The sequence below is a fragment of the Mesorhizobium sp. M7D.F.Ca.US.004.03.1.1 genome, from assembly GCF_003998635.1.
GTDB classification, from domain to species: Bacteria; Pseudomonadota; Alphaproteobacteria; order Rhizobiales; family Rhizobiaceae; genus Mesorhizobium; species Mesorhizobium loti.
In genome coordinates this window covers 1-10,954 of the sequence record NZ_RZQG01000104.1, presented here as the reverse complement: position 1 = coordinate 10,954, position 10,954 = coordinate 1, and the positions used below count along the sequence as shown (strand labels likewise).

Genomic DNA, 10,954 nt, shown 5'->3' with positions numbered 1-10,954 from the left:
CTCCGACAGCGTGTTGTCGAACGACAGCGGCGCCTTCTGCGGCGAGCGCAGCACGGAGGTCTTGTAGTTCGGCGTCAGAACAGGCGGATGCCAGGTCCGGTCGCGCTGGAAGAAGGCGCCGGTCTCAGGCCTCCGGTTCGAGCCGGACTTAGCGGGCATTCTGGCTTCCGTCCATTTCCGAAAACACGTCCTTGGCGATCTTGAAGGCACGGTTGGCTGCCGGCACGCCGGCATAGATGGCGACGTGCAGGAAAGCCTCGCAGATATCGTCGCGCGAAGCACCGGTGTTGACGGTGGCGCGCACATGCATGGCGACCTCCTCATCATGGCCGAGTGCTGCCAGCAGCGCCAGCGTGACGATTGAACGCTCACGCTTGGTGAAGCCCGGCCGCGCCCACACGGTTCCCCAGGCGGCCTCGGTGATCAACTCCTGGAAAGGCTGGTCGAAATCGGTGGCGGCGACCTCGGCCCGGTCGACATGGCGGTCGCCGAGCACCGACCGTCGAACCGCGAGACCGGCGCGATATCTGGCAGCGTTGCCGGGGACTTCATCCATGGGTTTCTGCTCCAGGGGCAAGCGATGCGATAAAACCGCGGATCAGGGCGATCAGCGCTTGAGGCTGTTCGACGCAAGGAATATGCCCGGCGTCGCGGATGATCTCGAAGCGCGCGGCGGGGATCAGCTCGGCCAGCGAGCGGACGAGATCGGGAGGCGTCGAGCCATCCTGGTCGCCGGCGACGCAGAGCGTCGGCACCGCGATGCGGCGTGCGGCATCGGTGAAATCCGCATCGCGAACGGCAGCGCAAGTCCCGATGTAACCGGCGAGCGCTTGCCTGGTCATCATGTTCCAATAACCGTCGAGCTCGGCCAGACGCGCCGCGTGGAAGGCGGGGGTGAACCACACTTTGAGCACGCCATCCGCAATGGCCTGGATGCCCTTGCTTTCGACTGTCGCGATGCGTGTGTTCCAGCTCTCTGCCGTGCCGATCTTGTGGGCCGTGTCGCACAGGATCAGGCCTTCGACAATTTCCGGGCGCCTGCGATAGAAGCCTTGTGCGATCAAGCCGCCGACCGACAGGCCGCACAGCACGACCTTGCTCAAGCCGAAATGATCGATGAGCGCCGAGAGATCATCGACATGATCGTCGATCGACCTGATGTCGCCGATATCGGACAGCCCATGGCCACGCTTGTCATAGACCAGTAGCGGCATTTCACCATCAAGCGCCGAGACAATTTCGTCCCAGATCCGGAAGTCGGTGCCGAGTGAATTGATGAATATGATTGGGCGCGCATTGCCGGTCGCCTTGATGTGGCGATGGTGCAGCGTGATGCCGCCAATGGTGACGAATGGCACGATTTCGGTCCTCCGCCCCCACATTGCACAAGGCGTTTGGTTCGGTAAAATGATATTTTGCGCCGTTTCATTAACTCAGGGGTTATCAAATCCATGTCCGAGAGCCGCATCCGGTTCCGTCACCTGCAGGCATTCCTTGAAGTTGCGCGACAAGGAAGCGTGGCGCGAGCGGCTGACTTGCTGCATGTCAGCCCACCGGCGGTGACCAAGACATTGCGCGAACTGGAAGAGGCGCTGGGTGTGGCGGTGGTCGAGCGTGACGGCCGCGGCATCCGGCTGACGCGCATCGGCGAGATCTTCCTTCGCCATGCCGGCACGGCGATCACGGCACTCAAGCAAGGCGTCGATTCCGTTCGGCAGGACGGAGCAGTCAACCGGCATCCGATCCGCATCGGCGCGTTGCCGACGGTGTCGGCGCGGGTGATGCCGCTTGCCATGAGCCTGTTCCTCAAGGAGGGCACCGGTGCGGCGATCAAGATCGTCACCGGCGAGAATGCGGTGCTGCTCGAACAGTTGCGCACCGGCGCACTCGATCTCGTCGTCGGACGGTTGGCGGCGCCGGAAAACATGACCGGCTTCTTCTTCGAGCACCTTTATTCCGAACCGGTGCTGTTCGTGGTGCGAGCGGGACATCCGCTGCTCGATCCGGGACAGGATGTGTTCGCACGGCTCGACGAATTCCCGATGCTGATGCCGACGCGGGAATCGGTCATTCGCCCCTTCGTCGACCGCCTGTTCATTACCAACGGCATGACGGCGCCGGCAACCGAGATCGAAACCGTGTCGGACTCCTTCGGCCGCGCCTTCCTGCGGCAGAGCAATGCCGTCTGGATCATTTCGGCCGGCGTCGTTGCCAACGAACTCGGCAGCAGCGCTTTCGTCGCCTTGCCGGTCAACACCGAGGAAACCAAAGGACCGGTTGGCTTGACGATGCGGACCGACACGGCGCCCTCACCGGCCTTCTCCATACTGCTGCAGACCATCCGCGAAGCGGCACGACAAGGCAGCTGACGCCTGAGAATATCCGATCCGGATGCGGTCTCGGTTGGGGTTTTTCCTAACCCAGGGGTTAATGAAACACCGCAAAATATCATTTTACCGAACCAAACCGCTGGTGCACTGTGACGATGGAGGACCACAAAGGGAGGAACATATGACGCACGCACTCGGCAGCAGATCCATGACTGGCGGCATTTCGCGGCGCCAGTTCATCGCCACATCGATCGCCGGTGGCGCAGCGCTCACGCTTGGCGGCCGCGGCGCCTTTGCCCAGGCGGGCGACACGCTCAAGGTCGGCTTCGTCAGCCCGCGCACCGGGCCGCTCGCCGGGTTCGGCCAGACCGACGGCTACGTGCTCGATCTGGCCCGCAAGGCGCTGGCCGGTGGCATTGAGATAGGCGGCAAGAAATACAACGTCGAGATTCTCGACCAGGACACGCAATCCGATCCGTCGCGCGCGGGCCAGCTGGCCAAGGACCTGATCAACAACCAGGCCATCGACCTGATGCTGGCGGTGTCGACGCCCGAGGTGATCAATCCAGTGGCCGACGCCTGCGAGGCCGCCGGCGTGCCGTGCCTGTCGACGGTCATGCCGTGGGAGGCCTGGTATTTCGGCCGCGGCGCCAAGCCGGGCGAACCCTCGCCGTTCAAATGGACCTATCATTTCGGCTTCGGCGTCGGCGAGTTCTTCAAGGCCTATATCTCGCAATGGAACCTGATCAAGACCAACAAGAAGGTCGGCGTCATGTATCCCAACGATGCCGACGGCAATGCCATCCGCGCCCATTTGGCGCCGCTGCTGGCCAAGCAGGGTTTCACCATTGTCGATCCCGGCGCCTATGAAACCGGCACGACCGATTATTCCGCGCAGATCGCACTGTTCAAGCAGGAAGGCGTCGAGATCTTCAACTCGTTCCCGATCCCGCCGGATTTCGCCGCCTTCTGGCGCCAGGCGGCGCAGCAGGGCCTGATCAAGCAGATCAAGATCTGCCAGGTCGCCAAGACCGGCCTGTTCCCGTCCGATATCGAAGCGCTCGGCGATCTCGGCATGAAGATTTCGAGCGCCGCCTACTGGCACAAGGCATTCCCCTACAAATCGCCACTGACCGGCGTTTCGGGCGCCGAGCTGGCCGACGGCTATGAGGCGGCGAGCGGCAAGCAGTGGACGCAGCAGCTCGGCGCTTCGATGTCGCTGCTCGACGCCGGCTTCGAGGCGCTGAAGGCAAGCACCGACGCCAAGGACAAGGCGGCGGTCGCCAAGGCGCTGAGCACGCTGAAAACCGAGACGATGGTCGGCAAGGTCGACTTCACCAGCGGGCCGGTGGCCAATGTCTCGCCCGGCCCGATTATCGGCACGCAGTGGGTGGCCGCCAAGGAAGGCAGCAAGTTCCCGCTCGATTACGTCGTGACCGAGAACGCCACCGATCCCAACGTGCCTGTCGAAGCCAAGCTTCTGCCTTACAACGGCTGATGGACCGCTGACGAGGATCGCCTGGTGACCCATCCGCAACAACAGGCGATCCTCGCTGCCGCCGGTATCCACAAACGCTTCGGCGCGCTTGTGGTGCTGGATGCGGTGGACTTCTCCATGGAAGCCGACGAGGCGGTCGGCATCGTCGGCCCGAACGGCGCCGGCAAGACCACGCTGCTCAGCGTGCTTGCCGGCGCTTTTCCGCCAAGCTCCGGCACGGTCAGCTTCAAGGGCGGCGACGTGACGCCACTGGCGGCGACGCAGCGCTGCCGGCTCGGCCTGGTGCGCACGCACCAGGTGCCGAAACCGTTCAGCGGCATGACCGCCTTCGAGAATGTCTTCGTTGCCGCCTCGCATGGCGCAGGCCTTGGCCGCGACGAGGCCTATGAGGAGGCGCTCGGCTCGCTGAAACTGTGCGGCATGCTCGGCGTTGCCAACCGGCGCGCCGAAACGCTCGGCCTGCTCGACCGTAAGCGGCTGGAACTGGCGCGGGCACTAGCGGCCAGACCAACGCTGCTTCTGCTCGACGAGATCGGCGGCGGATTGACCGATGGCGAAGCCGGTGAGCTTGTCGACACGATCAAGGAATTGCGCCAGCGCAAGATCGGCATCGTCTGGATCGAGCACATCGTCCACATTCTGCTGCAGGTGGCCGAGCGGCTGATCTGCATGGACGCCGGCAAGATCATCGCCGATGGCGAACCGCAAACGGTGATGGCCGACCCCGAGGTCGTCCGTGCCTATCTCGGCGGAGGCCCCAAATGAGCCTGCTTGCGGTCGAGGACCTGGTTGTCCGGCACGGCCTGCTGCAGGCGGTGCGCGGCGTTAGCTTCAGCATCGAACGCGGCGAGACGCTGGCGCTGGTCGGCGCCAATGGCGCCGGCAAGACCACGCTGCTGAGGGCAATCGCCGGCGCGCACCAGCCGGCGGCTGGCCGCGTCATGCTGGACGGCGCCGATCTCACCGACGTGCCATCGCACAAGCGTGTCGGCATGGGCATCGCGCTGGTGCCTGAGGGGCGAAAACTGTTCCTGCAGATGACGGTCGAGGAGAACCTTCTGCTTGGCAAGACCGCTGGCCGGCCAGGCGACTGGAGCGTCGACAAGGTGCTCGAGATGTTCCCCAATCTGAAGCCGCGCCGCCACGCCAAGACGGGCCATCTGTCAGGCGGCGAGCAGCAGGCGACGGCGATCGGCCGCGCGCTGATGAGCAATCCCGACGTGCTTTTGCTCGACGAGGTTTCGCTCGGCCTGTCGCCGCTGATCGTTGATCGCGTCTATGCAGCACTGCAAGGGTTGATCGCCTCAGGCACGACGATCATCCTAGTCGAACAGGACCTCAACCGCGCGCTCGCGGTTTCCGACAGGGTCATCTGCATGCTCGAAGGGCGTGTTGCGCTCGAAGGGCCGAGCAAGGCGGTTTCGCGCGAGGATGTGACGAAGGCCTATTTCGGCCTGCACCGGAAAAGCCCCGGGAGCGTTCCCGCATGAGCAACCAGATCATCCAGGGCATCCTTCTCGGCGGCTACTACGCGCTGATCGCCTGCGGCCTGTCGTTCATGTTTTCGGTAATGCGCATCATCAACCTCGCCCATGGCAGCCTTGCCGTGTTCGCCGCCTTTGCGCTGTGGTGGCTCGCCTCGCGGTTCCACATCTCGCCCTTGGTCGGCCTGCTCATCGTGCTTCCGCTGATGGCGGCGATGGGCTGGGCGCTGCAGCGCTTCCTGCTCGAACGCAGCGCACGCGGCGGTGCGCTGCTGCCGATCCTGACCACGTTCGGCCTGGCCATCGTCATCGACAATCTGCTGTTCGAGCAGTTCGGCGCCGATACGCGTTCGCTGGCGCCCTATATCGGTAGCCTGTCCTATGATTCCTGGGAATGGCCGGGCAGCATCTATGTCGGCAAGCTCGCTGTGATCATGTTCGCCAGTGCCGTGATCCTGCTGGGCGGGCTGCAATTGTTCCTCACCCACACAAGGCTTGGCCGCTCGATCCGCGCCACGTCGGAGGACCCCGACACCGCCGGCCTGGTCGGCGTCGATGCGCGCCGCGCCAATGCGATCGCCGCTGCCATCGCCATGGTCACGGTCGGCCTTGCCGGCGCGTTTCTCGGCATGCGCGCCACCTTCGATCCCTATGCCGGCGCGCCGCAACTGCTGTTCGCTTTCGAGGCGGCAGTCATCGGTGGCGCTGGGTCGCTGTGGGGAACGCTGATCGGCGGCATCGTGCTGGCGCTTGCCCAGACGCTCGGCGCGCAAGTGCATCCGCAAGGTTTTCTGATCGGCGGCCATGTCGCGTTCCTGATCGTGTTGTTCATTCGGCTCTCCACTTCGGGCCTCGGCCTGCGCGGCCTGCTGCGCTTGCCCACGAGGAAGCCGACGTGAGCGCCGTTTCGACATCCCCCGTCATCGAGCGCGGCACGGCGACGTCGCGCATCGCCGCGATTGCGGTCGCGGTTATCATCGCGCTACTGGCGATTGCTCCGCAGTTCCTGTCGGCTGGCGCGGTCGACAGGATGACCGCCCTGTTTGTCTATGTGATCCTGGCGGCGATGTGGAATGCGCTGGCCGGCTTCGGCGGCCTGGTCTCGGTCGGCCAGCAGGTGTTCTTCGGGCTCGGCGCCTATTTCGCCATCCGGCTGGCCGATGCCGGCCTCAATCCATTCCTGGCGCTCTTCGCCTCCGGAATTATCGTTGGCGCCGTCTCCTGGCCGCTTTCGCTGTTCATGCTGCGGCTGAGGAACGGCGAGTTCGCCATCGGCATGTGGGTGATTGCGGCGCTGACGCATCTTCTGGTCAATCTCGACCGGCTGGTGCAGGGCGAAACCGGAACATCGCTGATCTCGCTCAACGCCTACGACGCCAGCGCCAGGCGGGCAGCGATCTACTGGCTGGCGCTGGCATCGATGACCGCGCTGCTCGCCATCCTGTTTGGCCTGCTGCGCGGCAGCACAGGTGCTGCGATCCGGGCGATCCGCGACAATGAGGATGCAGCCGCCTCGGTCGGCGTGCGCGTCACCGGCACCAAGCGGCTGCTGTTCGTGCTTGCCGCCTTCGGCATCGGCATTGCCGGGGCGCTGTGGCTGGCGACCTCGATCACCTTCCAGCCCAAGACCTACTTCAATGTCCAGTGGACCGCCTACATGATCTTCATGGTGCTGGTCGGCGGCATCGGCACTTTCGAGGGCGCCATTCTGGGCGCGCTGGTGTTCTTCCTCATCGAGACGTGGTTCGGCGGCACCGGTGTCTGGTATCTGGTCGGGCTCGGCGCCACCGCCGTGCTGTTCTCGCTTTTCCTGCCGCGCGGCCTGTGGGGGACGATCGAGGAGCGTTTTGGGCTCCGCCTGCTGCCGGTCGGTTACCGCGTGAGGTTCCCAGCCGCCACCGATGGCGATGCAATGCCTTCGCCACAGCAAGCCACACCATATCGGGAGAAGGCATGACCATGCTTTTCGGCAAGACGATCCTCATCACCGGTGTCGCCTCCGGCATCGGCGCGCGCACGGCGGAACTCGCCGCTCAGCTTGGCGCAGACGTGATCGGCGTCGATGTGCGTGAGCCGACTGCTCCGGTCGGCAGCTTCGTCAAGGCCGATATCTCGTCGAAGGCCGGTGTCGACGAGCTGATTGCTCGCCTGCCGCAGCGCCTCGACGCGCTCTGCAACGTCGCCGGGCTCTCCGGCAATACCGGCGCAGCGTCGACGCTGGCGGTCAATTTCTTCGGGCTGCGGGCTCTGTCGGAAGGCCTGGCGCCAAGACTTCGTGAAGGCGGCGCGATCGTCAACGTTGCGTCGATTGCCGGCTATGGTTGGCGCGCCAATCTCAACCGCGCCGCCTCGATGGTCAGCATCGAAGGTTTCCCCGATGTTGCCGACGTGGTCTGCACGCACGCGGTCAGGAACGAGGAAGGCTATCCCGTCTCCAAGGAACTGCTCTTGCTGTGGACCTTCCGCGCGGCGCATCAGGATCTGTTCAAACGCCGTGGCATCCGCGTCAATGCGGTGAGCCCCGGCCCGGTCGAGACACCGATCCTGAAACAGTTCCGAACCGTGCTTGGCGACGCCCGTGTCGACAGCGACATTGCCAGGGTCGGGCGGGCCGGCACGTCCGGCGATATCGCACCGGTGGTGCTGTTCCTGTGCTCGGACGGCGCGCGCTGGATCAACGGCGCCAATTTGCCGGTCGACGGCGGCCTCGAAGCATCGATCAATGCCGAAATGTTCGGCTTCTAATCACGAAGCTCCAATCGGGGCGATGGAGACAATCATGGACATCGGACTTCTGATCGACGGCGACAAAAGGGATGCGTCCGGCTCGGCCTCCTACGACCGCATGGACCCGTTCACCGGCAAACTGGCGACGCGCGCCGCCGCAGCCAGCATCGCCGACGCCAATGCCGCGGTCGAAGCCGCCGCGGTCGCCTTTCCGGCCTGGTCGAAGACCGGGCCTGGCGAGCGCCGCGCCTTGCTGTCAAAGGCTGCTGACGTGATGGCCTCGAAGGTCGGCGAATTCACCAGGCTGATGATGGAAGAGACCGGTGCTACTGGTCCCTGGGCCGGCTTCAATGTCATGCTGGCGGCCAACATGCTGCGCGAGGCGGCGGCGATGACGACGCAGATCTCGGGCGAGATCATCCCCTCCGACAAGCCGGGCACGCTGGCCATGGCAATCCGCCAGCCAGCCGGCGTCTGCCTCGGCATCGCGCCGTGGAACGCGCCGGTCATTCTCGGCACCCGCGCCGTGGCGATGGCGATCGCCTGCGGCAACACCGTAGTGCTGAAGGCCTCCGAAATGTGCCCCGGTACGCACCGGCTGATCGGCCAGGTGCTGGTCGAAGCCGGGCTGCCCAAGGGCGTCATCAATGTCGTCACCAACGATCCCAGGGATGCCGCCGGCATTGTCGAAGCTTTGGTCGCGCATCCCTCGGTCAAGCGCGTCAACTTCACCGGCTCGACCAAGGTCGGCAGGATCATCGCCAAACTCGCCGGTCGGCACCTGAAGCCGGCGCTGCTCGAACTCGGCGGCAAGGCGCCGCTGCTGGTGCTGGACGATGCCGACATCGACGCAGCGGTCAACGCCGCCACCTTCGGCGCCTTCATGCATCAGGGCCAGATCTGCATGTCGACCGAGCGCCTGATCGTCGACGAAAAGATCGCCGACGAGTTCGTCTCCAAGCTGGCTGCCCGCGCCTCGCAGCTGCCGGCCGGCGACCCGCGCGGCCATGTGGTGCTCGGTTCGCTGATCAGCAGCCAAGCGGCCGACAAGATGGAGGAACTCATTGCCGATGCCGTCGCCAAGGGTGCCAAGCTGGTGGCCGGCGGCAAGCGCACCGGCACCGTGGTGGAGGCGACATTGCTCGACCATGTCACGCCGGCGATGCGCGTCTACGCCGAAGAGTCCTTCGGGCCGGTCAAGCCGATCATCCGCGTCAAGGGCGAAGACGAGGCCGTGCGTGTCGCCAACGACACCGAATACGGCCTGTCGTCAGCCGTGTTCAGCCGCGACATCAAGCGCGCGTTTGCCGTCGCCGCGCGCATCGAGGCCGGCATCTGCCACATCAACGGCCCGACCGTCGGCGACGAAGCGCAGATGCCGTTCGGCGGCGTCAAGGGCTCAGGCTATGGCCGCTTCGGCGGCAAGGCCTCGATCGCCGAGTTCACCGATTTGCGCTGGGTGACGATCGAGGATCCGGGCCAGCATTATCCGTTCTGACCCGGCCCAGCATTGGGCGGTTCGACTTGGGCGATCAGATCGCCTGCGAAGGCGTGAAGCGAACGCTTGCGGATCGCATCTGCCCGGGCGCCAGTACGATGCAGCCGGTGTCGATGCCCGCGTCACTCCTGCGATTGAAGGCATCGGTGATGTTGCTGACCGGCTCGGCGCAGAAGAACGGCTCACCGGGCGGCGTGTAAAGGACAAGGAAATCGAGCGGCGCCTCGGCCTCGATGTCCAGCTGCCGTCCATGCTCCGGCCAGGAGATCCGCGCGCGGCGCGCCCATCCGGTGAAGACCGTGTCGAAGTCCGTCTCCGACACGTCGAAGCCCATAGTCGGGTTGGCGCCAGCGGGTGGCAGGACGTGCCGGGTGGGCAAGATTTCCGCATCGGTCTCCCACATGCCGGACACCCACGCCTGGACATGCGTCCACGGTGTCGACGGGAAATAGGGATGCAGCCCGAAGCCTGCCGGCATCGGCGTGTCCGAGAGGTTGCGCAGCGAGAGGGCAATGACCAGCCCGCCATCGACCAGCGAGATCGCTTGCCTTGCTTCATAGCTCCACGGCCAGGAATCGGCGGCATGGCGATAGGATAGGATGGTGGTGCTGGCTTCGTGCCGCACGACCGTCCATGGCCGACGCCAGCCATGGCCATGCTCATGGTGCGGATCGTCGGAGCTGGTCGGCAGTTCGACGGTGCGGCCGGCGAATTCGAAGCGGCCGCCCCTTATGCGGTTGGAATAGGGAACCAGCGGGAAGCAGGCCATGGCGCCGGCATCGCGGCTGTCGATCGCCGCCGGATCCGCAGGGCGCAGCCAATCCACGACGGAACCGTTTTGCCGCCAGCGATACGACGCCAGCGCGCCGCCGGCGGCAGGGGCAATCTCCACAGTCGCAATGCCATCGCCGATCGAGACCAGCTCTTGGTGCTGCTCGGCAACGGCAGCGGAATTCTTTGTCATCGGCACTCCCCCATCCCTTGACTCCAATCGCCACGCCTATAAGACATATCATATGAATAGTATGAAGAATAAGAAATCTTTCAGCACGGCGCGAACGTCGAGGATTGCGGTGGCGGTCGCCAGCGGCTCCACCGCTCTGCATGCGACCGTCGTCGAGCAGATCGGGTTGCGCATCGTGCAAGGCGATTTCCTGCCCGGCGAGGCACTGCCCAATGCCGACGATTCCAGCGAGATGCTGGGGGTCAGCCGCACGGTGCTGCGCGAGGCGATCAAGGTTCTGGCCGGCAAGGGGCTTGTCGAATCGCGGCCGAAGACCGGCACAAGGGTGCGTCCCCGCTCCGACTGGAATTTCCTCGATCCGGACGTCCTGTCGTGGCGCTACGCCAGCGGTGTCAGCGCCGACGATGTCCGGGCGCTGTTCGAGCTGCGCCGGGCCATCGAGCCGATGTCGGC

12 protein-coding genes and 1 pseudogene are annotated in these 10,954 nt (G+C 64.9%); 9 read left to right on the top strand and 4 right to left on the bottom strand.

Annotated features, from left to right (window positions below; translation table 11 throughout):
• From EN935_RS09195 to pcaD, 3 genes and pseudogenes are all read right to left on the bottom strand, one after another.
• Window positions 1-159, bottom strand: a pseudogene (locus EN935_RS09195) (protocatechuate 3,4-dioxygenase subunit beta); the annotation flags it as partial.
• Window positions 149-556, bottom strand: a complete 408-nt coding sequence (pcaC, locus tag EN935_RS09190; RefSeq protein ID WP_109661814.1) for a 4-carboxymuconolactone decarboxylase — start codon at window positions 554-556, stop codon at window positions 149-151. The gene pcaC and the pseudogene EN935_RS09195, both read right to left, overlap by 11 nt.
• Window positions 549-1,358 carry a 3-oxoadipate enol-lactonase gene (gene pcaD, locus EN935_RS09185; protein ID WP_127262285.1) on the bottom strand — a complete coding sequence of 270 codons (810 nt, stop codon included), beginning with the start codon at window positions 1,356-1,358 and terminating at the stop codon, window positions 549-551. The genes pcaC and pcaD overlap by 8 nt, the downstream gene beginning before the upstream one ends.
• 93 nt (window positions 1,359-1,451) lie before the next feature.
• Here pcaD and pcaQ point away from each other — a divergent pair, with 93 nt between their 5' ends.
• The 8 genes from pcaQ to EN935_RS09145 all read left to right on the top strand — a co-directional run bounded on the left by pcaQ (window position 1,452) and on the right by EN935_RS09145 (window position 9,537).
• Window positions 1,452-2,369, top strand: coding sequence for a pca operon transcription factor PcaQ (pcaQ, locus tag EN935_RS09180; RefSeq protein ID WP_127262286.1), 918 nt, complete (start codon window positions 1,452-1,454; stop codon window positions 2,367-2,369).
• A gap of 142 nt (window positions 2,370-2,511) precedes the next feature.
• On the top strand, window positions 2,512-3,828 hold the full coding sequence (locus EN935_RS09175) for an ABC transporter substrate-binding protein (protein WP_127262287.1): 1,317 nt from the start codon (window positions 2,512-2,514) through the stop codon (window positions 3,826-3,828).
• 21 nt (window positions 3,829-3,849) lie between these two features.
• Window positions 3,850-4,593 carry an ABC transporter ATP-binding protein gene (locus EN935_RS09170; protein ID WP_127262288.1) on the top strand — a complete coding sequence of 248 codons (744 nt, stop codon included), beginning with the start codon at window positions 3,850-3,852 and terminating at the stop codon, window positions 4,591-4,593.
• Window positions 4,590-5,318 (top strand): ABC transporter ATP-binding protein, encoded by a 729-nt coding sequence (locus EN935_RS09165; protein WP_127262289.1) that lies wholly within the window; start codon window positions 4,590-4,592, stop codon window positions 5,316-5,318. The genes EN935_RS09170 and EN935_RS09165 overlap by 4 nt, the downstream gene beginning before the upstream one ends.
• The gene (locus EN935_RS09160) at window positions 5,315-6,211 is read left to right on the top strand and encodes a branched-chain amino acid ABC transporter permease (RefSeq protein WP_127262290.1); all 897 of its coding nucleotides are present in this window, start codon (window positions 5,315-5,317) and stop codon (window positions 6,209-6,211) included. The genes EN935_RS09165 and EN935_RS09160 overlap by 4 nt, the downstream gene beginning before the upstream one ends.
• A complete protein-coding gene (locus EN935_RS09155; RefSeq protein WP_127262291.1) occupies window positions 6,208-7,269 on the top strand; it encodes a branched-chain amino acid ABC transporter permease in 1,062 nt (353 codons plus the stop codon). Before EN935_RS09160 ends, EN935_RS09155 begins: the two co-directional genes overlap by 4 nt.
• Window positions 7,270-7,271: 2 nt before the next feature.
• Window positions 7,272-8,057 carry a coniferyl-alcohol dehydrogenase gene (locus tag EN935_RS09150; protein ID WP_126071051.1) on the top strand — a complete coding sequence of 262 codons (786 nt, stop codon included), beginning with the start codon at window positions 7,272-7,274 and terminating at the stop codon, window positions 8,055-8,057.
• A 34-nt stretch (window positions 8,058-8,091) separates the two neighbouring features.
• Window positions 8,092-9,537, top strand: coding sequence for an aldehyde dehydrogenase (locus EN935_RS09145; RefSeq protein WP_127262292.1), 1,446 nt, complete (start codon window positions 8,092-8,094; stop codon window positions 9,535-9,537).
• Window positions 9,538-9,571: 34 nt separating this feature from the next.
• Here EN935_RS09145 and EN935_RS09140 read toward each other — a convergent pair whose 3' ends face one another.
• Entirely contained in the window at window positions 9,572-10,501 is a 930-nt protein-coding gene (locus EN935_RS09140) for an aldose 1-epimerase (protein ID WP_127262293.1), read from the bottom strand.
• A gap of 109 nt (window positions 10,502-10,610) precedes the next feature.
• Between EN935_RS09140 and EN935_RS09135 the strand changes: the two genes are divergently transcribed.
• On the top strand, window positions 10,611-10,954 hold a 344-nt coding region (locus tag EN935_RS09135), incomplete at its 3' end, for a GntR family transcriptional regulator (RefSeq protein WP_245488897.1).